Origin of the sequence: Pseudoxanthomonas sp. F37 (assembly GCF_022965755.1) — a bacterium.
Taxonomy (GTDB): Bacteria; Pseudomonadota; Gammaproteobacteria; order Xanthomonadales; family Xanthomonadaceae; genus Pseudoxanthomonas_A.
Genome location: NZ_CP095187.1, coordinates 884,487 through 905,622, shown reverse-complemented (window position 1 = coordinate 905,622; position 21,136 = coordinate 884,487). Strand labels below are relative to the sequence as shown.

Sequence of the window (21,136 nt, the reverse complement as noted above, 5' to 3'; positions counted from 1 at the left end):
AACCGCAACACGCGCCGCTGCGCAGTCCCCCGCGCACGTCTCAGCCGGGCCAGACCCGTCCGAACAGCCTCAGGTCGTGCAGGCCGTCCGGCTTGCGGATCGCGGCCCGTCGGCGGCCTTCCTCGACGAAACCGCTCTTTTCCAGCACCCGCGCGGAGGCCGGGTTGGTGTCCAGCACGTTCGCCTCGACCCGGACCAGCCCCAGCACGGGAACCACCCAGTCCAGATAGGCCGCGACCACGCGCGTCATTTGGCCTCGGCCCCAGTGCCGCCGCCCGAGCCAGTAGCCCAGTTCGGCACTGTGCGCCTTCTCCCCCGCATGCGGGCGCACCGCGATGCCACCGCAGGCCTCGCCTCCGATCTCGATGGCGAACACGGGGTGACCGAAGTCGACCACGCGGCCGGCGAGGAACGCCTCGCCGTCGGCGCGCGTGTACGGATGCGGGAAGCGGTCGCTCAGCCCACGGGGCACCTGCGGATCGTCCGCGTGGCGCAGCAGCGCCTCCAGGTCTTCCTGCCGCCATGCGCGCAGCAGGAACCCGTCGCCGGCGATGCGCGCGTCCGCATGCGGGCGCGCACCGGCCTCAGCCATGGCCGCCGACGGAGGGCGTTTCCGCCTCCAGCTTGCCCAACTCGTGCGCCACGGCTTCCGGCGAACGCGTGAACGGGGCCAGCAGCGCGTAGAACGCCGGCACCACGTACAGCGAGAGCAGCGTGGAGAAGGTCACGCCGAAAATCACCACGATGCCGATGGTGGCGCGGCTGGCCGATCCCGGCCCGCCGGCCAGCACCAGCGGCACCGCGCCGACGACGGTGGCGACCGAGGTCATCAGGATCGGCCGCAGGCGCACGCGCGCGGACTCGGCGATGGCCTGCACCACGCTGGCGCCGTCGTCGCGCAGCTGGTTGGCGAACTCCACGATCAGGATGCCGTTCTTCGCCGCCAATCCGATCAGCATGACGATGCCGATCTGGCTGAAGAGGTTCAGCGTGCCACCGGTGACCCACAGGCCGATCAGAGCGCCCAGTACCGCCAGCGGGACGGTCAGCATGATCACCAGCGGATGGATGAAGCTCTCGAACTGCGCCGCCAGCACCAGGTAGACGATCAGCAGCGCCAGGGTGAAGGTCAGCAGGATCGCGCCGCCGGCTTCCTGGTACTCGCGCGACTCGCCCTTCCAGTCGATCTGCGCGTAGTCGGGCAGTTCCTCGTCCACCACCTGCCGGGTCCACTCCAGCGCCTCGCCCATCGAATAGCCGGGGGCCAGGCCTGCGCTGATGGTGATGGCGCGCAGCCGGTTGAAGCGGTTGAAGGTGCCGGGCTCGGCGATCTCGCTGAGCGTGACCAGGTTGGACAGGGGGATGAGGGCATCGTCGCGGCCGCGCACGTAGGTGTTCGCCAGGTCCTCGGGGTTGGCCCGCTGCTCGCGCCCGGCCTGCAGCATGACGTCGTATTCCTCGCCGCTGTCCACGTAGGTGGTCACCTGGCGCGACCCCATCATCGTTTCCAGGGTGCGGCCGATCTCCTGCACCGACACGCCCAGGTCGGCGGCTCGGTCGCGGTCGATGTTCACCCGCATCTGCGGACGCGTTTCCTTGTAGTCCGAATCCGGGTCCTGGATGCCGGGATTGGATTCCATCCGCTGCAGGATGCGGTCGCGCCACTGCGCCAGTTCGGCATAGTCCGGGCCGCCCAGCACCAGCTGGTAGCGCTGGCCCCGGCTGCCCACCAGGCCTCCGGGCACGTTGGCGCGGGCCTGCACGCCGGGCAGCTTCGCGAACTCGCTGCGGAGCTGCCCGACCACATCGTCGGTGGCCACGTCGCGCTCGTGCCAGTCGTGCAGGAACACGATCACCTGGCCGGTGTGCATGTCCTCGCTGCCGCCGAAACCGCGCGGCGTGCGCGAGTTGGCACGGTCGACGGGCTTGTCCTTGCCTACCTGGGCCAGCACGATCTTCTCGACCTGCTGCATCTGCCCGACCATGTAGTCGAAGCCAGCGCCTTCGGGGCCATCGACCATCACGAAGAAGCGGCCGCGGTCCTCCGCCGGCGCCAGTTCGCTGGGCACGCGCAGCCCCAGCACGACGATCGCCACGCCGCACAACGCCATCGCCAGCAGCACCAGGCCCAGGATGCGCCTGCCGCTCAGGCCCACCAGGCGCTCCACCTGCCGGCCATAACCGGTGCTGACGCGGTTGAGGGTGCGGTTGGTCCACGCATTCAGTCCACGCGGTTCGGTGTGCGGGCGCACCAGCTTGGACGACATCATCGGCGTCAGCGTCAGGGCGACGAAGGCGGAAATCGCCACCGCCGCCGCCAGCGCGACCGACAGTTCGCGGAACAGGCGGCCGGTGTTGCCCTCCATGAAGCCCACCGGCAGGAACACCGCCACCAGCACCGCGGTGGTCGCGATCACCGCAAACGCCACCTGCGCCGTACCGCGGCGCGCGGCGACCAGCGAGGGCTCGCCCAGGTCGGCGCGCCGCTGCACGTTCTCCAGCACCACGATGGCATCGTCGACCACCAGGCCGATGCACAGCACCAGCGCCAGCAGCGTCAGCAGGTTGATCGAAAAGCCGAACGCATACAGCGCGATGAAGGCCGCCACCAGGCACACCGGCACCGTCACCGCCGGGATCAGCGCCGCGCGCAGGCTGCCGAGGAACAGCCAGATCACCAGGAACACCAGCACCATCGCCTCGCCCAGCGTCCAGTACACGCGCTCGATGGAGGCCTCGATGAAGGTGGTGCTGTCGTAGGCGATGAAGATCTCGGTGCCTTCGGGCAGGGTCTTCTGGATGACCTCCGCCTCGGCGCGCGCCGCGCGCGCGACATCCAGCGCGTTGGCGGTGGACGTGCGCACGATGCCCAGCCCCACGTTGGGAACGCCGTTGCTGCGCAGGTAGGAGCGGCGCTCCTCCGGCCCCAGCTCCACCTGCGCCACGTCGCCCAGGCGCACCACATACCCGTCCGCGCCCTTGCGCAACGGCAGCTGCGCGAACTGCTCCGGCCGCTGGTAACCGCGTTCCACGCGCAGGGTGAAGTCGCGCGTCCTGGACTCGATGCGGCCGGCCGGCAGTTCCACGTTCTGCGCGCGCAGGGCGGCTTCGACGTCGCCGGTGGTCACCCCGCGCGCGGCCATCGCCTCGCGGTCCAGCCAGATGCGCATCGCGTAACGCTGGCCGCCGCCCAGCTGCACGCGCGCCACGCCATCCAGGGCGGACAGGCGGTCCAGCACGTAGCGGTCGGCGTAGTCGGTCAACTCCATCGTGTCCATCACGGTGGAGCGCATGTTCAGCCAGATGATCACGTCCGCGTCGGCTTCGACCTTGGAGATCTCCGGCGGGTCGGCCTCATCGGGCATCCGGTCCATCACCCGGCTGACGCGGTCGCGCACGTCGTTGGCGGCGGCCTCGATGTCGCGGCTGAGGTTGAACTCGATGGTCACGTCGGAGCGGCCGTTGCGGCTGCTCGACTGGATGGTCTTGATGCCCTCGATGCCGGACAGACCGTCCTCGAGGATCTGGGTGATGCGCGTCTCCACCACGGCGGCGGACGCGCCCGGGTAGTTGACCTCCACCGACACGATGGGCGGATCGATGTTGGGCAGCTCGCGCAGCGTCAGGCGCAGGAACGACATCACGCCCAGCACGACCAGCAGCAGGCTGATCACCGCCGCGAAGACGGGACGCTTGATCGACAGGTCGGAGAGTTTCATGGCGCTCAGCCCTGGCCGCCGGCGGGCGGCGCATCCGGCTTCGCCGGGGCCGACGGCGCGGCATCGGCCACCTTCACGCCCGGCCGCAGCTTGCCGGTGCCGTCGATGACGATGCGCTCACCGGCGGCGATGCCCTCGACGATCTCGGCCTGCCCGTCGCGGCGCACGCCCACGCGCACCGGCGCCTGTTCCACGCTGCCGTCGGCCTTCACCCGGTACACGAACGAATCGCGCCCCACCTGCACCACCGCGATCTCCGGGATCACCAGCGCCTGCCGCTCGGGACGGAACAGGCGCACGTCCATCAGCATGCCCGGGCGCAGCCTGCGCTCGTCGTTGGGGAACACCGCGCGTACGGTCACCGCGCGGGTGGCAGGGTCGATGCGCGCATCGATCGTCTCGACCTCGCCCTGGAAGGTCTCGCCCGGGTAGGCGGTGGCCGTGGCGGTGACGGCATTGCCGGTGGCGACGGAGGCGAGGGCCGCCTCCGGCACCTGGAAGTCCACGTACATGCGCGAGACGTCATCCAGCGTGGCGATGGTGCTGTTGGCGGTGATCAGCGAACCGGGGCTGACCTGGCGGATGCCCAGCACGCCGGCGAAAGGCGCACGCACGCTGCGGTCGCCGATGTCGGCGCGCGCCTGGCGCACGCGCGCAGCGGCGGCGTCGCGCAGCGCCAGCTGGGTGTCCAACTGCGAGCGTGCGATCAGCTGCTGGTCGGCCAGCTCCTTCTGCCGGCGGTAGAGACGCTCGGCTTCGGCATAGGTCGCCTCGGCCTGCACCAGCGCGGCCTGGGCGGCATCGCCCTTCAGCGTGACCAGCACCTGGCCCGCCCGCACCTGCTGGCCGCTGTCGAAGTGCACGTCCTGCACGATCTCGCTGACCTTGGCGGTCAGGGTGACGGATTCACGCGCCTTCGCGGTACCCAGCGCTTGCAGCGTGTCGTTCCACGCCGACGGCTGCACCACGCGCGTGGTCACCGGAATCGGGCGCTCGGCCGCATTGCCGTTCGCCTTCGCCTGCGGCTCCTTCCCGCCGCACGCGGCGAGCAACAGGAACGGCAGGCAGGCTGCGAAGCAGCGGAATCCGGATCGGCTGAGCATGCATCATCCCGTAATCTTCGTTATCCACGCAGTTTAGCGAGCCTACGCAGCCCGCGCTGGTGCGGATGCGGCGGTTCGTGCTGGAAACGCGCCGAAGGGCGCGCGGTGGACACGCCTGACCATGACCAATGACCCTTGCGGGCCTGCGCGGTCAGTCCAGTCCCAGATGGGCCAGCACCTGCAACGCCATCGTCTCGGGATCGCCCGCGCCGGCATCCAGGTGCAGTTCGGGATGTTCCGGGGCTTCGTACGGGGAATCGATGCCGGTGAAGTTGGGAATCAGGCCCGCCCTCGCCTTCCTGTACAGGCCCTTCACGTCGCGGGCTTCGGCCACGGCCAGCGGTACGTCCACGAAGACCTCGACGAACTCGCCCGCATCGAACCGCGCGCGCGCCATCCGGCGCTCCGCGCGGAACGGGGAAATGAAGCTGACCAGCACGATCAGGCCGGCGTCGGTCATCAACTTGGCCACTTCGGCCACGCGGCGGATGTTCTCCACGCGATCCTCGTCGGTGAAGCCCAGGTCGCGGTTCAGCCCGTGGCGGACGTTGTCGCCGTCGAGCAGGAAGCTGTGGTAACCCAGCGCATGCAGGCGCTTGTCGACCAGGTTGGCGATGGTGGACTTGCCCGCGCCGGACAGGCCGGTGAACCACAGGACCTTCGGCACCTGCCCCTTCTGGCGCGCACGCGCGGCCTTGTCCACATCGACATGCTGCCAGTGCACGTTGCCGGCGCGCCGCAATGCGAAGTCCAGCGTCCCCGCGGCGGCGGTGCCGTTGTCGTAGCGGTCGATCAGGATGAAGCCCCCCAGCGTGCGGTTGCGCGCATAGGCTTCGAAGGGAATGGGCTCGTCCAGGCTGAGGTTGCAGTAGCCCACCTCGTTGAGCTCCAGCCGCTTGGCGGCCAGGTGCTCCTGCGTGTTCACGTCGATGCGGTGCTTGATCTCGGTGACCGTGGCCGACACGGTGCGCGCGCCGATCTTCAGCCAGTAGGGCCGCCCCGGCAGCAGCGGCGCGTCGGACATCCACAGCAGGTGCGCGGCGAACTGGTCGGCCACTTCGGGCGGATCGCCTGCGGCGGCGATCACATCGCCGCGGCTGATGTCGATCTCGTCGACCAGGGTCAGCGTCACCGCCTGGCCAGCCGTCGCGATCGCAACCTCGCCGTCGGCATCGAGTACCCGGCTCACGCGCGAACGGCGCGCCGACGGCAGCACGATGACCTCGTCGCCCGGCTTCACCTGGCCGGCCGCGAGGGTGCCGGCATAGCCGCGGAAATTCTGGTGCGGCCGGTTCACCCACTGCACGGGCAGGCGCAGGCTGCCACCGCCCTCCTGCGCGTCCACCTGCACCTGCTCCAGATGCTCCAGCAGGGCGGGGCCGCGGTACCACGGCGTGCGCGCGGAGCGCGAGGACAGGTTGTCGCCTTCCAGCGCCGACAGCGGGATGCAGGCGACCTCGGCGATGCCCAACCGCCGGGCCAGCGCCCGGTAGTCGGCGGCGATGCGCGCGAACACCGCTTCGTCGAAGTCCACCAGGTCCATCTTGTTCACCGCCAGCACCACGTGGCGGATGCCGAGCAGCGAGACGATGTAGCTGTGCCGGTGCGTCTGCGTCAGCAGGCCCTTGCGCGCATCCACCAGCACCACCGCCAGGTCCGCGGTGGAGGCGCCGGTGGCCATGTTGCGCGTGTACTGCTCGTGGCCCGGGCAGTCGGCGACGATGAACTTGCGCTTGTCCGTGTCGAAGTAGCGGTAGGCCACGTCGATGGTGATGCCCTGCTCGCGCTCGGCGGCCAGGCCGTCCAGCAGCAGTGCGTAATCGATGCGCTCGCCCTGGGTGCCGTGCCTGCGGCTGTCCTGCTCCAGCGCGGCCAGCTGGTCGTCGAACAGGCGCTTGCTGTCGTACAGCAGACGGCCGATCAGCGTGCTCTTGCCATCGTCCACGCTGCCGCAGGTGATGAAGCGCAGCAGCGGCTTGGCTTCGTGCTGCTTGAGGTAGGTGGCGATGTCGCGCGTGGTATTCATGCAGCCGCCACCGACATCATCTTCATCCGCGTAGACTCCAAACCCGTTTCGTCATCCCAGCGAACGCTGGGATCCATCTTGCTGTTGCTTCGCTTCTCCGCGCCAGACATGGATCGCGCGAACGTCAACATGGGTCCCAGCGTGCGCTGGGACGACGGCAGAGGGATGCCCATCAGAAATACCCCTCCAGCTTCTTCTTCTCCATCGATGCGCCCGGATCGTGGTCGATCACCCGGCCCTGGCGCTCGGAGCTGGTGGCCACCAGCATCTCGGCGATGATCTTCTCCAGCGAATCGGCCTGGGACTCGATGGCGCCGGTCAGGGGATAGCAGCCCAACGTGCGGAAACGCACGCGGCGCTGCTGCGGCACCTCCCCCTCGCGCAGCGGCAGGCGCTCGTCGTCGACCATCAGCAGGGCGCCGTCGCGTTCCACCACCGGCCGCTCGGCGGCGAAGTACAGCGGCACCACCGGGATGCGTTCGCGGTAGATGTAGAGCCAGATGTCCAGCTCGGTCCAGTTGGACAGCGGGAACACGCGCACGCTCTCGCCGGTGTTGATGCGGGCGTTGTAGAGGTTCCACAGCTCCGGGCGCTGGTTCTTCGGGTCCCAGCGGTGCTTGTCGTTGCGGAACGAGAACACGCGCTCCTTGGCGCGCGACTTCTCCTCGTCGCGACGGGCGCCGCCGATGGCCGCATCGAAGCGGTAATGGTCCAGCGCCTGTTTCAGGCCCTGGGTCTTCATCACGTCGGTGTGTACGGTGGCGCCGTGGGTGATCGGGCCTATGCCGCGGGCGACGCCTTCCGGGTTGATGTGCACGCGCAGGTCCACGCCGGTCTCGGCCGCGCGCCGGTCGCGGAAGGCGATCATCTCGCGGAACTTCCAGCGCGTGTCCACGTGCAGCAGGGGGATGGGCGGCCGGGCCGGCGCGAACGCCTTCAGCAGCAGGTGCAGCAGCACCGAACTGTCCTTGCCCACCGAGTACAGCAGCACCGGGTTGCGGAATTCGGCGGCGACCTCTCTCAGGATATGGATGCTTTCCGCTTCCAGGCGATCGAGGTGGGACAGGGTCGGAGCGGCGGTCATCAAGGCAGGGGACGGAAAGGGGCGAATCCGGAGCCGATAGCCTAACAGGGCGTCACGCGGGGTCCGGGAAGAGCGCGCAGTATTCGCCTGCCGGCTCATGCCGGCGAAATAAGCGCAGGACATAAGCCCATAACCATGCGTCCTTTCTGCTCGCGGGAACGGCTTCCTAACATCGATCGTCCCAGTCGCGCCCACGGGCCATGCCGATGTCCGCCACCCAGCCTGTCCTCGCCCCCATCCCCCTCGCGGAGGAGCGGCGGGCGCTGCTGGCCCAGGCCGTGGCCGGCCTGGACGGCGCCAGCCTGTGGTGGGTCTCCGGCTATGCTGCCGGTCTTGCGCAGTCCCTGCTGGCGCCGCCGGCCCCGTCCACCGCCGTGCCATCGCGGACGATCGTTGCCGCCCCCGCCACCCAGACCGCGCAGCGGCTGACCATCGTCTACGGCAGCCAGACCGGCAATGCCCGCCGCGCCGCCGAAACGCTGGCCCAGCAGGCCGAAGCCGCCGGCCTGTCGGTCCGCCTGCTGCGCGCCGACGCCTATCCGCAACGCGAACTGGCCAGCGAGCGCCTGCTCTACTTCGTCATCAGCACCCAGGGCGAGGGCGACCCGCCGGACGACAGCATCGGCCTGGTCGAGTTCCTCCGCGGCAAGCGCGCGCCCAGGCTGCCGGAACTGAAATACGCCGTGCTCGGCCTGGGGGATTCCAGCTACGCCGACTTCTGCGGCATCGCGACGCGGCTGGACGCGCGACTGGCCGAGCTGGGCGGCAGCCGCCTGTTCGCTGCCGGCCTGGCCGACCTGGACATCGACACCGTCGCCACGCCGTGGCGCGAGCAGGCCCTGAACCACGCCCGTGACCTGCTGAAGACACCGGCCGCCGCCCCGGCCGCGTTGGCGACCGTCACCCCGCTGCGCCCGGGCCATGCCGGCGCGTGGTCGCACGAACACCCGTTCCCGGCCGAACTGCTGCTCAACCAGCGCATCAGCGGCCGCGACTTCAAGGGCCCGCGCTTCGGCCAGCACGGCACCGCCGACAAGGACGTACGCCATATCGAGCTGTCGCTGGAAGGCAGCGGCCTGCACTACGAACCCGGCGACGCGCTGGGCGTGCGCCACCGCAATCCCGCCGCGCTGGTCGACGGCGTGCTGGAGGCCCTGCGGCTGGACGGCGAGGCCGCCGTCAGCGATGGCGGCGAAACGCTGCCGCTGCGCGAGTGGCTGGCCGCGCGCCGCGAACTGACCCGGCTGTCGCGTCCGTTCCTGGCCACGCATGCCGCCCATGCGCAGGCCGACGAACTGAACTCCCTGCTCGCGCCGACCCAGACCGCCGCGCTGGCGCAGCTGTTCAACACGCACCAGCTGGTCGACGTGCTGCGTCGCTGGCCCGCGGGCTGGTCCGCGCAGGAGCTGGTGGCCGCGCTGCGCCCGCTGGCGCCGCGGCTGTACTCCATCGCCTCCAGCCGCAAACGCGTGGGCGAGGAAGCGCACCTGACCGTCGATGTGCTGGGCTACGACGCCTTCGGCCATGCGCACGGCGGCGCCGCCAGCGGCTTCCTCGCCGCACGCCAGGAAGGCGACCAGGTGCCGGTGTACATCGAGGCCAACGAGCGCTTCCGCGTGCCGGCCGACGGCAGCCGCGACATCCTGATGATCGGCCCCGGCACCGGCGTGGCGCCATTCCGCGGCTTCGTGCAGGAGCGCGCCGAGACCGGCGCGCGCGGCCGCAACTGGCTGTTCTTCGGCGCCCAGCACTTCAACCACGGCTTCTTCTACCAGAGCGAGTGGCAGGACGCGCTGCGCAGCGGCGAACTGCACCGCCTGGACCTGGCGTTCTCGCGCGACCAGGCCCGCAGGATCTACGTGCAGGACCGCCTGCACGAGCGTGGCCGCGAGGTCTACGACTGGCTGCAGAACGGCGCGCACCTGTATGTCTGCGGCGCCATCGCCATGGGCAAGGACGTGCATGCGGCCTTGCAGGCCATCGTCGCCGAGCACGGCGGCCTGGATGAAGAGGCCGCGCGCGAATACCTGGTGAACCTGCAGACGGAGGGGCGCTATAGCCGCGACGTGTACTGACGACCATGCCGTTGTAGGAGCGACGCAAGTCGCGACCTGCACCCTTCCGGTCGCGACTTGCGTCGCTCCTACAGTGGAATACCGATGAGCCACCATTCCGTCGAAGACATCAAATCCGAAAGCCATCGCCTGCGCGGCAGCCTGCTCGAGAGCCTGGCCGACCCCGTCACCGGCGCACTGCGCGAATCGGACCAGACCCTGATCAAGTACCACGGCAGCTACCAGCAGGACGACCGCGACCTGCGCGAGGAGCGCCGCCGGCAGAAGCTGGAGCCGGCGTACCAGTTCATGATCCGCACGCGCACGCCCGGTGGCGTGGTGACGCCGGAGCAGTGGCTGAAGCTGGACGCCATCGCCACGCGGTACGCCAACCACTCGCTGCGCATCACCACGCGCCAGGCCTTCCAGTACCACGGCGTGATCAAGCGCGAACTGAAGGCGACGATGCAGGCCATCAACGCCGCACTGATCGACACGCTGGCGGCCTGCGGCGATGTCAACCGCAACGTGCTGGTCGCGGCCAACCCGCTGGAGTCGCGCGCGCACGCGCAGGTGCAGGCGTGGGCCGCGAAACTGTCCGAGCACCTGCTGCCCAATACCCGCGCCTACTACGAGATCTGGCTGGACGAGCAGCGCGTGGCGGGCAGCGGCGAGGAGGAGGAGCCCATCTACGGTGCCACCTACCTGCCGCGCAAGTTCAAGGTCGGCTTCGCGGTGCCGCCGGTCAACGACGTGGATGTCTTCGCCAACGACCTGGGCTTCATCGCCATCCTCGAAGACGGCGCACTCGCCGGCTTCAACCTGGTGATCGGCGGCGGCATGGGGGCGACCCATGGCGATGCCGAGACGTACCCGCGCCTCGGCAACGTGATCGGCTTCATCACCCCGGACCAGTTGCTCGATGTCGCCACGGCTGTCGTCACCACCCAGCGCGACCTCGGCAACCGCGAACAGCGCAAGCGCGCGCGATTCAAGTACACCATCGACGACCATGGCCTGGACACCGTCGTCGCGCAGATCGAGCAGCGCAGCGGCGTGACCCTGCAACCGGCGCGCGCGTTCGGCTTCGACCACAACGGCGACCGCTACGGCTGGGTCGAAGGCGAAGACGGCCGCTGGCACCTCACCCTGCACCTGTTCGCCGGACGCATCGCCGATACCGCGCACGCCACCCACCTGACCGGCCTGCGCGAGATCGCGCAGGTGCATCGCGGCGAGTTCCGGATGACGGCCAACCAGAACCTGGTGATCGCCGGCGTACCGGCGGGCGAGCGCGAGCGCATCGATGCCCTGGTGAAGGCGCACGGACTGGACGCGGGCGAGCGCCTGGGGACCGCGCTGCAGCGCGCGGCAGTGGCCTGCGTGGCCTTGCCGACCTGTGGGCTGGCGATGGCCGAGGCCGAGCGCTACCTGCCCGACTTCACCGCCCGCCTGCAACCGCTGCTGGACAAGCACGGCCTGCGCGAAGCGCCCATCCTGCTGCGCATCTCCGGCTGCCCGAACGGCTGCTCGCGCCCCTACCTCGCCGAGATCGCTCTCGTCGGCAAGGCGCCGGGCCGCTACAACCTGATGCTCGGCGGCGACGCGCGCGGCCAGCGCCTCAACACGCTGTATCGCGAGAACATCGACGAGGCCGCCATCCTCGACGCGCTGGACGGCCTGTTCGCCCGCTACGCCGGCGAGCGCCAGGCGGGCGAAGGTTTCGGCGACTTCCTGCACCGCAGCGGCGTGGTTGCGCTGCCCCCCTACCCCACCCACCGACAGATCGCACCGGACCTGCACGCATGAGCGCCCCCGCCCTTTCCCTGGACACCGACCGGATCGCGGAGCACAACGCCTGGCTGGAAACGCAGACGGCCGAGCAGCGCGTGGCCTGGGCGCTCGCGCACGGGCCGGCCGAAGCCGCCATGTCGTCCAGCTTCGGCGCGCAGGCCGCCGTGCTGCTGCACATGGTCTCGCAGCAGAAGCCCGACATCCCGGTGATCCTGATCGACACCGGCTATCTGTTCCCGGAGACCTACCGCTTCGCCGACGAACTGACCGAACGCCTGAAGCTCAACCTGCAGGTGTTCCGCCCGCTGGTCAGCCGCGCCTGGATGGAAGCGCGCCACGGCCGCCTGTGGGAACAGGGGCTGGTCGGCATCGAGCAGTACAACAGTCTGCGCAAGGTGGAACCGATGAAGCGCGCACTGAAGGAGCTCGGCGTGGGCACCTGGTTCACCGGCCTGCGCCGGGTCCAGGCCGCCAGCCGGGCCAACGCGCCGATCCTGCAGCAGCGCGAGGCGCGCTGGAAGGTCAACCCCATCGTCGACTGGACCGACCGCGATGTCTGGCAGTACATGAAGCAGCACGACCTGCCCTACCACCCGCTGTGGGAACAGGGCTACGTGTCCATCGGCGACTTCCACACCACGCGCCGGTGGGAACCCGGCATGCGCGAGGAAGACACCCGCTTCAACGGCCTCAAGCGCGAGTGCGGCATCCACGTGGAAGTCTGATGGCGCGCCCGGGCGGCTGACGGATTCGCGCCGGAACCGCCCCGTTTCGTCGCCGCATCGCCGGCTCCGTCGCGGCCCCCCTTCCCTCCGGGGGCGGGCCCGTTATCCTCCACGGCACTCCCGAAGCCGCGGTGTCCGACGTGTTTCCCAGCCTGCTCCTGATCGTCCGCATCCTCATCGCCTGGTTCGTCGCCGTGCTCATGGCGGGCTTCGTCTGGAACGGCATCTTCGAGCGGACCATGTTGTCGGGTGCGGCCGAGTGGCTTTTCAACCTGGCCTCCACCCTGGTGATGCTGTCGGTGCTGATCGGCCTGATCAGCCACCTGCGCCGGATCTGGCTGATCACCGGGCGACTGGACAGCACCACGCTGGCCAGCCGCCAGCGCCGGCAGATCGAAGTGCCGCTGGACACCGCCGCGGCTTTCGCCCTGATCGAGGGCGCGCTGCGCGAACTGCCACGCGCCGAAGACCCCGAGAGCGCGCCCGACAGCCTGCAGGTGCGGGTCAAGGTGCGCCGGGTCGACAGCTTCGACGGCCCCAGCCAGCCCTCGCGCTTCAACATCATGGCGCGCTTCGCGGTGAAGCGCGACCTGGTGCAGGCCACGGTCACGCCCGGCAACGGCACCAGCAGCATCACCCTGATGGTGGGCCCGGATGCGAGCGCCTGGCTGGACCTGTTCGTGCTGGACGACGGCGTGAACGTCGAGAATGCCGAAGCCGTCACCCGCGCCATCACCCGTCGCGTCGCCGACCAGCGCCGCCAGGAGCAGGCCGACGTGGAAAGGACCGTCAGCGAGAAGGAACTGACCGTGGCGCGCCTGAACCTGCTCAACGCGCAGGTGGAACCGCACTTCCTCTACAACACGCTGGCCAGTGCGCAGGTCCTGACCCGCACCGACCCGCCGCGCGCCGAGGTGATGCTGGGCCACCTGATCCAGTACCTGCGCAGCTCCCTGCCGCGCACCGAAGACACCCTGTCGACGCTGGGCGAGGAACTGGAGCGTACCCAGGCCTACCTGGAGATCCTGAAGATCCGCATGGGCAACCGCCTCAACGTGCAGGTGGAGGTGCCCGACGCGCTGAAGGCCGTACCGATGCCCTCGATGATGCTGCAGACGCTGGTCGAGAACGCGATCAAGCACGGTCTGGAACCGAAGACCGGCGGCGGCACCATCTGGATCCTCGCCCGCCAGCTCGACGACCACGCCACCCTCACCGTCGCCGACGACGGCCAGGGCTTCGGCGGCCAGAGCACCGGCACCGGCATCGGCCTGAAGAACCTGCGCGAACGCCTGCGCCTGACCTTCGGCAGCGAGGCCTCGTTCGCCATCGTGTCCAACTTCCCCAGTGGCGTCGCCGCCACGCTGACGCTGCCGCTGGCCGGCAAGGCAGGTGCCGCATGAACTTCCGGGGCGTGATCGCCGAAGACGAGGAGCTGCTGCGCGCCGCGCTCTCCTCGCTGTTGAAGGAGGCCTGGCCGCAGCTGCAGATCGTGGCCGAATGCGAGGACGGCGCCAGCGCGCTGGAATCCATCGCGGAACTGCAGCCGGACGTGGCCTTCCTCGATATCCGCATGCCGGGGCTGACCGGCATCGAAGTGGCCCGTGGCCTGGCCGATGCCAGCCCGCGCACGCAGGTGGTGTTCGTCACCGCCTACGACCAGTACGCGATCGATGCCTTCGAACAGGGCGCCATCGACTACCTGCTGAAGCCGATCACGCGCGAACGGCTGCTGGCCACCGTGCAGCGCATCCAGGCGCGCGCCGCGGCCGGGCACCCCGACGGCGCCACCCTGGAAGCGCTGCTGCGCCACCTGTCCGCGCGCGCGATGCCGTCGTCCAAGCCGCCGCTGGTGTGGATCACCGCCAGCGCGGGCAAGGACACCCGGCTGATCATGGTGGACGACGTGGCCTACTTCCAGGCCGACAACAAGTACACCACGGTGATGACGGCCGAAGGCGAATCGCTGCTGCGCACGCCGCTGCGCGAGCTGCTGGACTCGCTGGACGCCACCACTTTCAAGCAGATCCACCGCTCCACCATCGTCAACATGAAGGCCGTGGCCTCGGTCAGCCGCGACGACACCGGTCGCGGCCGGCTGAAGCTGAAGAACCGCCCGGAGACGCTGACCGTCAGCCAGCCCTTCATGAGCCTGTTCCGCAACATGTAGCGCCGACGTAAACCCTGCCGCCCCGAGCGGCATCCAACGTGGCATCGCCGGCATGGCGCTCACGCGCCGTGGTGGGCATGCCCTTGCCGAATGGAACCCGAGGAACCGCCATGCGCATCATCACGTCCCTGATGTCCTGCCTGCTGGCCCTGGCAGGATGCAACGAGAAGCCCAGCGTCACCACCATCCACCACAGCAGCGCCAACGGCGTGGATACGCTCTTCAGCAAGACCACCCTGCGCGAAGGCGTGGCCACGTTCGAGTGCTTCGCCAGCGAGAGCGGGCAATGCCACTACCGCGTCTATACGGAGCGGTGCCCGGCGCCGGCGCCGGGCGAAAACCCCGCTGCCTGCGAACACACCACGCTGGAGGACTTCGTACTGGCTCCCGGCAAGACGCACGAGATCCACGGCCTTCCGCAGGACTTCCGGCAGTGCGTGTCCAAGCAGGCCGGCATGGGACCGACCTGTGGGGCCTGACGCCTGTCAGCGCGCCTTGCCCGGTTTGCGGGCTTGCAGCATGCCGGGCCGCAGCAGGCGCTCGCTGCGCATGACATGCAGGATGAGCACGCGCCCCGGCTCTGATCGATGGAACACGCGGCACGGCGGTTCGACGATCTGGCGATAGCGGCCGCGCTTCAGCTCAGGAGGTCGGCGGCCGCTGTCGGGATGATCCGCCAGGTGGTCCACATGCGCGAATACGCGCCGGACCCGTTCGATGGCGGCCGCGCGGTTGTCCACGGCGATGTAGTCGGCGATGGCGTCGAGGTCGGCCAGCGCCGGCGCTGACCAGACTATTTCAACCCTCTGGCAAGCCGGTCCCTGGCTTGAGGATGGGCGACCGCCCGACCTTCGGCCACGGCCTGCTCGCCGCGCGCGATGCCTTCCAGCACGGCCATGCGCGACAGCAGCGTTTCGCAGGTTTCCACGTCGACCCGATACGCGCTGGGCAATCCGTGCTGGGTGATCAGGATCGGCTGGCGATCCCGTTCGACGTCGGCCAGCAGCCCGGTGGCCTGGCGCTTCAGCGTGGTGACGAGTTCGGTGCGCATGGAAGCGGCACTACAGTGTCACGTGCTGCCCGGCGAGCGCCGTTCCAGCAGGCACGCCAGCACGAAACCGATCAGGTAGGCGGCCACATCGAGCCAGTCCGGCGTGCTGCCCATCACGATGCGCAGCACCGGCGAGGCCACCTGCCAGCCCATCTGCTGGTTGATGTACTGCATCGTCTCGACGGCCAGCCCCACCGCGAGCGCCAGCAGTGGGCGCATCGGCGGTCGCAGCCACACGGCACTGGCGAGCAGGCAGTGCAGCCAGAGGACGGCGAGCACATCGCCGACGAAGCTGCGTATCCAACCCAGTCCCGCGCCAAGGGTCGCCAACAGCACGAGCAGCACGAACAGGCCCAGCATCCACACTACCGCGGCACGGTCGAAGCGCCACCTCACGTGCCGCTGCAATGCGCGCCTTCCAGACTCTTGCTGCCGCAGGCCAGGCACTTGCGGTACTTCTGCCGCTGCCGGTTGTAGCGCACCCGCGACATCATGCCGCCGCAGGCGCAGCGCAGCTCACGGCCGCGCGCCCAGCGGTAGAGCCGCCACGTGGAGTGCAGGGCCCACGCCGTGCCCAACAGGATGGCCAGCAGGAACGCCAGCGAGGCCAGGCGCTGTGGCGTGACGTCGCCGAAACTGCGCCCGGTGCGGGTCACGGCTTCGGCCGTGGCGAACCCGCTGGCGGCGATCACCGCCGCCGGCACGTACATGCGCACGACCATCCTGGAAATACGGTTCATGGGGAGGCAGACACATGCCCGGAAGGATGCCGCCAGCGTCGCGCGGGCGGCGGCGCGCGTCAATCACGCCAACGGGTGATCGCAGGGCCCGACAACGCGATCGGTACCGCGGGCGTTGCCAGGCCCTAGCTGGTGATGGTCTGGGTCAGCGCCTGCCAGCTGGGGGGTATGGGCCAGTCCGGGTCCTGGTTGCCGTCGATCACCCGGCGCAGGTCGCGGCGATCGATCTGCGGCGCCAGCGCGCGCACCAGGTCCAGTGCGTAGTCGCGCAGCACGCGTTCGCGCGGCAGCACGGCCCAGGCGATGCATTCCTTCACCTCCGCCGGCGCGGCCCATGCGCGCAGGTCGGTGTCCGCGGCGCTGACCGCCATCTCGGCCAGCAGGCCCACGCCCAGCCCGGCGCGGACATAGGTCTTGATCAGGTCGGCGTCGAGCGCGGTCAGGGCGATGTCCGGTTCCAGTCCGACCTTGGCGAAAGCGCGCTGCAGCGACGAACCCGGCCGCGTCGAGGATTCGTAACTGATCAGGGGCTGCGCGGCCAGGTCGGCCATGCCCGGCACGCGGCCCAGCTGTTCCAGCGCATGCCCGCGCGGCACCAGCACCAGGCGCCGCCAGCGGTAGAGCGGCACGGCGATGCCGGCCTGGGGCGGGTCGCCGGCCGTGCTCACCACCGCCATGTCGGCATCGCCCTGGGTGAGCAGATCGAGCGCGGTGCTCTCCGGCGCCTGCTGCAGGTGCACGCTGACCTGCGGGAAGTCGCGCTTGATCTGCGCGATGGCCGGCGGCAGCACGAAGCGCGCCTGCGTATGGGTGGTCACCAGCACCAGCTGGCCCTGGCTTTCGCGGCGCTGGTTGGCGGCGTAGGTGCGGATGTTGTTGGCCTCGGCCAGCACCAGCCGCGCCCGTTCGATCACTTCCTGGCCGGCCGGCGTGACGCTCTCCAGGCTGCGGCCCTTGCGGACGAACAGCAGGAAGCCCAGTTCATCCTCCAGCTGCTTGAGCTGCTTGGACAGGCCCGGCTGGGTGGCGTGCACGCGCGCCGCCGCCAGCGTGATGTTCAGATCAGCGTCGGCGATGGCCACCAGATAGCGGAGTTGGGTCAGCGTCATCGGCGTGGGGCGCGGCTCGGCCCACCGGAAGGGGCCTTGGACTGTAGTGGATTTCCCCCGACCGTAGCCCCCGCCGCTTATAACCGCAAGGCATATGGTGTTGTCGGGATGTCATTTCCGACCGGCATGACCCGGCAGTACGGTCATCAGCCCATCCCTGCCCGCCCTCCCCGTGACCGCTCCGCTGTTTCCCCTGTTCGCCGACCTGCAAGGCCGCCAGGTGCTGGTCGTGGGCGGCGGCGCCGTGGCCGAGCGCAAGACCGAGGCGCTGCTGCGCACTGGCGCGCGGACGCGCGTGGTGGCGCCCACCCTGACCCCTGCGCTGGCCGGCCTGCAGGCGACGGGCCGGGTCGAGTGGCTGCAGACGGTATTCGCCCCCGAGCACCTGGACGATGCCTGGCTGGTGATCGCCGCCACCGGCGACCGCACCGTCAATCGCGCCGTGGCCGCCGCCGCGGAAGCGCGGCGGATGCTGGCCAATGTGGTGGACGACGCCGTGCTGTCCAGCTTCCAGGTGCCCGCCCTGGTCGAACGCGGCCCGCTGCAGGTCGCCATTTCCAGTGGAGGCGGCGCGCCGATGCTGGCGCGCCACCTGCGCCGGCAGCTCGAGACCCTGCTGGACGATTCGTGGACCTCGCTGGCCGAGCTGTTCACCCGGCAGCGCCAGCGCATCCGCCAGCGCTTCCCGCGCCCCGCCGAACGCCGCCGCTTCTTCGAGAAGGTGCTGGCCGGGCCGCTGCCGCGCCTGTTCCGCCAGCAGGCGCACGCGCAGGCCGAGCAGCATTTCCTCGCCACGCTGGATGAAGCCACGCCGCAGCCCCGTACAGGTTCCGTGGCGGTGGTGGGCGCGGGCCCGGGAGACGCGGGCCTGCTGACGCTCAACGCGTTGCGGGCGATGAACGAGGCCGACGTGGTGCTGCACGACCGCCTGGTCAGCGAGGACGTGCTGCGACTCGGACGCCGCGACGCCACCTATATCGAAGTCGGCAAGTCGGCCAACGGCCACAGCACGCGGCAGGACGACATCCACGCACTGATGCTGGAACACGCACGCGCCGGCCACCGCGTGGTGCGGCTGAAGGGCGGCGACCCGTTCGTGTTCGGCCGCGGCGGCGAGGAACTGGAATTCCTGCGCGCGCACGGCATTCCCTACGAAGTGGTGCCCGGGATCACCGCGGCGGTCGCATGCGCGGCGTATGCGGGCATCCCGCTGACCCACCGCGACCACGCGCAGGCGGTGCGCCTGGTGACCGCGCACTGCAAGGATTCGCTGGACACCCTGGACTGGCCTGCGCTGGCGCAGGAACGGCAGACGCTGGCCGTCTACATGGGCGTGGCGGGGCTGGAAGGCCTGCGCGACCGCCTGCTGGCGCATGGTCGCGCGCCGTCCACGCCGTTCGCGCTGGTGGAGAACGGCTCCCGCCGCGAACAACGCGTGCTGAACGGCACCCTGGCCGATCTGCCGGAAACGGCGCGTTCTCACCAGGTACGCTCGCCCGCCCTGCTGATCCTGGGCGAAGTCGCCGCCCTGGCCGGCACGCTGCACTGGTTCGGCGCACCGCCGGTCGGCGCCGCGGTGCCCACACATTCCCGCAACCTTCCGGCGCCCACACTGCAGGCCGCCTGATCCACGCCACACGGAGACCCCATGGCCGTTTACGACAGCATCCTGGACACCATCGGCCACACGCCGGTCGTGAAACTGCAGCGCATCGCGCCCGAGCACGTCACCCTCTACGCCAAGGTGGAGTCGTTCAATCCCGGTGGTTCGGTGAAGGACCGCCTGGCCTTGGCGATCATTCTGGATGCCGAAGCCAAGGGCCTGCTCAAGCCCGGCGACACCATCATCGAGGCGACGTCCGGCAACACCGGCGTGGCGCTGGCGATGGTGGCCGCCGCGCGCGGCTACAAGTTCGTCGCCACCATGGTGGAGACCTTCTCGATCGAACGCCGCAAGCTGATGCGCGCCTATGGCGCCAAGGTCATCCTCACGCCGGCCGCCGAACGCGGCAGCGGCATGGTGCGGCGCGCCGAGGAACTGGCCAGGCAGCACGGCTGGTTCCTCGCCCGCCAGTTCGCCAACCCGGCCAACCCGGCCTACCACCGGCAGACGACGGCGGCGGAGATCCTGCGCGATTTCGCCGGCCGCCGGCTCGACCATTTCGTCACCGGCTGGGGCACCGGCGGCACCCTCACCGGCGTGGGCGAGGTACTGAAGGTGGCGCGCCCGGACGTGCGCATCGTCGCCTCCGAGCCGGCCGGGGCTTCACTGCTGCTGGGCAAGGAATGGCAGCCGCACAAGATCCAGGGCTGGACCCCGGACTTCGTGCCCGACGTGCTGAATCGCGAGGTCGCCGACGAGATCCTGCCGGTCACCGACGTGGAGGCGATCGCCGCCTCGCGTCGCCTCGCCGCCGAGGAAGGCATCTTCGTGGGCATCTCCGCCGGTGCGACGGTGGCGGCCGCGCTGCAGGTCGCGCAGAACGCCAGGCCCGGCGATGTGCTGCTGGCCATGTTGCCCGATACCGGCGAACGCTATTTCTCCACGCCGCTGTTCGAAGGCGTCAACGAAGGGTCCGACGACGAGTGGCTGGCCTCGCTGGGCGACGCCGCGCTGCCGTAAGGCTCAGTCCGCCGGCGGCGCGTCGCAGTCGCGCCGCCATGTCCATTCCAGCGCCTTGCCGTCGTCGCGGCCGTCGTCCACGCGGGCATGCAGCGTGTCGGCATCCGGGCGCGCATAGATCACGCGCTTCGGGAAGTCGTGCGAAGGATTGGCGAACACCACGCGATCCTGCGCCACCCGCTCGGCGGGAAACGCGGTCACCGCGCCGCCACCGGGCTGCGCCAGGAATACCCAGCGCCCCTCCCGTTGCGCGATGCGCATGAACTCGAAACCGGCCACCGTGCCGTCACGCGTATCGCGGTGCATGCCTACCAGCAGCCCGCCGCGTGGCGCCATCCAGGTTTCCTCGCTGAACGTCCTGCCGCGCTGGCCGCACCAATGGCCCGCCAGCCAGTCCAGTTCTGCGGCATCTGCGCCGGATGCCAGCGCCAGCAGCAGGGCGGCCACGCAGGGGACGGATGGCTTCATGGCACTGCTTCCTCGAGGTGATGCTTCAGTACATCGGCTTGCCGTCGCTGTCGACCGTCACCGTGCAGATCTCCACGATGGCCCAGATGTACATGGGTATCCACAACAGCCAGCACGACAGCACGCTGACCAGGATCTGCACCAGGCCCTTCTGGTTGTAGCCCGCATAGAAATTGTGGATGCCCGGCAGACCGATCAGACCGAGCAGGGCGCCGAACAGGATGAAGCTGGTGCGGCTCTTCCCCTGCGCGACCACCTGCGGAAAGTGGCCCGTCGCCACGCCACAGTGCGGGCACACGACCGCCTCGTCGACCAGTTGCTGGCCGCATTGCTTGCAGAACATTCGACATCCCCCAATGACTGCCCGCACGTTAGCAGGCCGAGGCGGGCGAATCCACGTCTGTACCGAGTCCTGCAGGAGCGACGTCCGTCGCGACCGCATGTCGTCGGCCACGCGCATATACTTGGTC

At 69.6% G+C, this 21,136-nt stretch carries 20 protein-coding genes; 8 read left to right on the top strand and 12 right to left on the bottom strand.

Annotated features, from left to right (window positions below):
* Positions 1 to 40 precede the first annotated feature (40 nt).
* The 5 genes from MUU77_RS04130 to cysD all read right to left on the bottom strand — a co-directional run bounded on the left by MUU77_RS04130 (position 41) and on the right by cysD (position 7,932).
* Positions 41 to 592 (bottom strand): GNAT family protein, encoded by a 552-nt coding sequence (locus MUU77_RS04130; protein WP_245091904.1) that lies wholly within the window; start codon positions 590 to 592, stop codon positions 41 to 43.
* A complete protein-coding gene (locus MUU77_RS04125) occupies positions 585 to 3,719 on the bottom strand; it encodes an efflux RND transporter permease subunit (protein WP_245091902.1) in 3,135 nt (1,044 codons plus the stop codon). Before MUU77_RS04125 ends, MUU77_RS04130 begins: the two co-directional genes overlap by 8 nt.
* Before the next feature lie 5 nt (positions 3,720 to 3,724).
* The gene (locus MUU77_RS04120) at positions 3,725 to 4,822 is read right to left on the bottom strand and encodes an efflux RND transporter periplasmic adaptor subunit (RefSeq protein WP_245091900.1); all 1,098 of its coding nucleotides are present in this window, start codon (positions 4,820 to 4,822) and stop codon (positions 3,725 to 3,727) included.
* Positions 4,823 to 4,973: 151 nt separating this feature from the next.
* Positions 4,974 to 6,848, bottom strand: a complete 1,875-nt coding sequence (gene cysN / locus MUU77_RS04115; protein ID WP_245091898.1) for a sulfate adenylyltransferase subunit CysN — start codon at positions 6,846 to 6,848, stop codon at positions 4,974 to 4,976.
* 172 nt (positions 6,849 to 7,020) lie between these two features.
* Entirely contained in the window at positions 7,021 to 7,932 is a 912-nt protein-coding gene (gene cysD, locus MUU77_RS04110; RefSeq protein WP_245091896.1) for a sulfate adenylyltransferase subunit CysD, read from the bottom strand.
* 206 nt (positions 7,933 to 8,138) lie between these two features.
* Here cysD and MUU77_RS04105 point away from each other — a divergent pair, with 206 nt between their 5' ends.
* The 6 genes from MUU77_RS04105 (at position 8,139) to MUU77_RS04080 (ending at position 15,154) form a co-directional block, all read left to right on the top strand.
* Positions 8,139 to 10,007 (top strand): assimilatory sulfite reductase (NADPH) flavoprotein subunit, encoded by a 1,869-nt coding sequence (locus MUU77_RS04105; RefSeq protein ID WP_245094211.1) that lies wholly within the window; start codon positions 8,139 to 8,141, stop codon positions 10,005 to 10,007.
* 84 nt (positions 10,008 to 10,091) lie between these two features.
* On the top strand, positions 10,092 to 11,795 hold the full coding sequence (gene cysI / locus MUU77_RS04100) for an assimilatory sulfite reductase (NADPH) hemoprotein subunit (RefSeq protein WP_245091894.1): 1,704 nt from the start codon (positions 10,092 to 10,094) through the stop codon (positions 11,793 to 11,795).
* Positions 11,792 to 12,505 carry a phosphoadenylyl-sulfate reductase gene (locus tag MUU77_RS04095; RefSeq protein WP_245091892.1) on the top strand — a complete coding sequence of 238 codons (714 nt, stop codon included), beginning with the start codon at positions 11,792 to 11,794 and terminating at the stop codon, positions 12,503 to 12,505. The genes cysI and MUU77_RS04095 overlap by 4 nt, the downstream gene beginning before the upstream one ends.
* Positions 12,506 to 12,645: 140 nt before the next feature.
* Positions 12,646 to 13,908 (top strand): histidine kinase, encoded by a 1,263-nt coding sequence (locus MUU77_RS04090; protein ID WP_245094208.1) that lies wholly within the window; start codon positions 12,646 to 12,648, stop codon positions 13,906 to 13,908.
* Entirely contained in the window at positions 13,905 to 14,675 is a 771-nt protein-coding gene (locus MUU77_RS04085; RefSeq protein ID WP_245091886.1) for a LytTR family DNA-binding domain-containing protein, read from the top strand. The genes MUU77_RS04090 and MUU77_RS04085 overlap by 4 nt, the downstream gene beginning before the upstream one ends.
* Before the next feature lie 110 nt (positions 14,676 to 14,785).
* Positions 14,786 to 15,154, top strand: coding sequence for a hypothetical protein (locus tag MUU77_RS04080; RefSeq protein ID WP_245091884.1), 369 nt, complete (start codon positions 14,786 to 14,788; stop codon positions 15,152 to 15,154).
* Positions 15,155 to 15,160: 6 nt separating this feature from the next.
* Here MUU77_RS04080 and MUU77_RS04075 read toward each other — a convergent pair whose 3' ends face one another.
* From MUU77_RS04075 to MUU77_RS04055, 5 genes are all read right to left on the bottom strand, one after another.
* On the bottom strand, positions 15,161 to 15,415 hold the full coding sequence (locus MUU77_RS04075; RefSeq protein ID WP_245091883.1) for a type II toxin-antitoxin system RelE/ParE family toxin: 255 nt from the start codon (positions 15,413 to 15,415) through the stop codon (positions 15,161 to 15,163).
* Between the two features lie 53 nt (positions 15,416 to 15,468).
* Positions 15,469 to 15,726, bottom strand: coding sequence for a type II toxin-antitoxin system prevent-host-death family antitoxin (locus MUU77_RS04070; protein WP_245091881.1), 258 nt, complete (start codon positions 15,724 to 15,726; stop codon positions 15,469 to 15,471).
* Positions 15,727 to 15,744: 18 nt separating this feature from the next.
* Entirely contained in the window at positions 15,745 to 16,122 is a 378-nt protein-coding gene (locus tag MUU77_RS04065) for a DUF2809 domain-containing protein (RefSeq protein ID WP_245091879.1), read from the bottom strand.
* Positions 16,119 to 16,466 carry a hypothetical protein gene (locus MUU77_RS04060; RefSeq protein ID WP_245091877.1) on the bottom strand — a complete coding sequence of 116 codons (348 nt, stop codon included), beginning with the start codon at positions 16,464 to 16,466 and terminating at the stop codon, positions 16,119 to 16,121. The genes MUU77_RS04065 and MUU77_RS04060 overlap by 4 nt, the downstream gene beginning before the upstream one ends.
* Positions 16,467 to 16,591: 125 nt before the next feature.
* Positions 16,592 to 17,575, bottom strand: a complete 984-nt coding sequence (locus MUU77_RS04055) for a LysR family transcriptional regulator (protein ID WP_245091875.1) — start codon at positions 17,573 to 17,575, stop codon at positions 16,592 to 16,594.
* A 172-nt stretch (positions 17,576 to 17,747) separates the two neighbouring features.
* Between MUU77_RS04055 and cysG the strand changes: the two genes are divergently transcribed.
* Together cysG and cysK are read left to right on the top strand one after the other, a co-directional pair.
* Entirely contained in the window at positions 17,748 to 19,202 is a 1,455-nt protein-coding gene (gene cysG / locus MUU77_RS04050) for a siroheme synthase CysG (RefSeq protein ID WP_245091873.1), read from the top strand.
* Between the two features lie 21 nt (positions 19,203 to 19,223).
* Positions 19,224 to 20,198, top strand: coding sequence for a cysteine synthase A (gene cysK, locus MUU77_RS04045; RefSeq protein ID WP_245091871.1), 975 nt, complete (start codon positions 19,224 to 19,226; stop codon positions 20,196 to 20,198).
* 3 nt (positions 20,199 to 20,201) lie between these two features.
* Here the strand turns inward: cysK and MUU77_RS04040 are convergent, their stop codons facing one another.
* Both MUU77_RS04040 and MUU77_RS04035 read right to left on the bottom strand, forming a co-directional pair.
* Positions 20,202 to 20,666, bottom strand: coding sequence for a DUF6265 family protein (locus MUU77_RS04040; RefSeq protein ID WP_245091869.1), 465 nt, complete (start codon positions 20,664 to 20,666; stop codon positions 20,202 to 20,204).
* Between the two features lie 25 nt (positions 20,667 to 20,691).
* Positions 20,692 to 21,009 (bottom strand): zinc ribbon domain-containing protein, encoded by a 318-nt coding sequence (locus tag MUU77_RS04035; RefSeq protein WP_245091867.1) that lies wholly within the window; start codon positions 21,007 to 21,009, stop codon positions 20,692 to 20,694.
* Positions 21,010 to 21,136 lie beyond the last annotated feature (127 nt).

Bases quoted from the DNA above. Each gene is read 5' to 3' on its own strand.
- MUU77_RS04055 (WP_245091875.1), bottom strand. From the start codon at position 17,575: ATGACGCTGACCCAACTCCGCTATCTGGTGGCCATCGCCGACGCTGAT.
- MUU77_RS04105 (WP_245094211.1), top strand. From the start codon at position 8,139: ATGTCCGCCACCCAGCCTGTCCTCGCCCCCATCCCCCTCGCGGAGGAG.
- cysI (WP_245091894.1), top strand. From the start codon at position 10,092: ATGAGCCACCATTCCGTCGAAGACATCAAATCCGAAAGCCATCGCCTG.
- MUU77_RS04130 (WP_245091904.1), bottom strand. From the start codon at position 592: ATGGCTGAGGCCGGTGCGCGCCCGCATGCGGACGCGCGCATCGCCGGC.
- MUU77_RS04125 (WP_245091902.1), bottom strand. From the start codon at position 3,719: ATGAAACTCTCCGACCTGTCGATCAAGCGTCCCGTCTTCGCGGCGGTG.
- cysN (WP_245091898.1), bottom strand. From the start codon at position 6,848: ATGAATACCACGCGCGACATCGCCACCTACCTCAAGCAGCACGAAGCC.
- cysD (WP_245091896.1), bottom strand. From the start codon at position 7,932: ATGACCGCCGCTCCGACCCTGTCCCACCTCGATCGCCTGGAAGCGGAA.
- MUU77_RS04035 (WP_245091867.1), bottom strand. From the start codon at position 21,009: ATGTTCTGCAAGCAATGCGGCCAGCAACTGGTCGACGAGGCGGTCGTG.
- cysK (WP_245091871.1), top strand. From the start codon at position 19,224: ATGGCCGTTTACGACAGCATCCTGGACACCATCGGCCACACGCCGGTC.
- MUU77_RS04095 (WP_245091892.1), top strand. From the start codon at position 11,792: ATGAGCGCCCCCGCCCTTTCCCTGGACACCGACCGGATCGCGGAGCAC.
- MUU77_RS04060 (WP_245091877.1), bottom strand. From the start codon at position 16,466: ATGAACCGTATTTCCAGGATGGTCGTGCGCATGTACGTGCCGGCGGCG.
- MUU77_RS04085 (WP_245091886.1), top strand. From the start codon at position 13,905: ATGAACTTCCGGGGCGTGATCGCCGAAGACGAGGAGCTGCTGCGCGCC.
- MUU77_RS04070 (WP_245091881.1), bottom strand. From the start codon at position 15,726: ATGCGCACCGAACTCGTCACCACGCTGAAGCGCCAGGCCACCGGGCTG.
- MUU77_RS04080 (WP_245091884.1), top strand. From the start codon at position 14,786: ATGCGCATCATCACGTCCCTGATGTCCTGCCTGCTGGCCCTGGCAGGA.
- MUU77_RS04120 (WP_245091900.1), bottom strand. From the start codon at position 4,822: ATGCTCAGCCGATCCGGATTCCGCTGCTTCGCAGCCTGCCTGCCGTTC.
- MUU77_RS04040 (WP_245091869.1), bottom strand. From the start codon at position 20,666: ATGAAGCCATCCGTCCCCTGCGTGGCCGCCCTGCTGCTGGCGCTGGCA.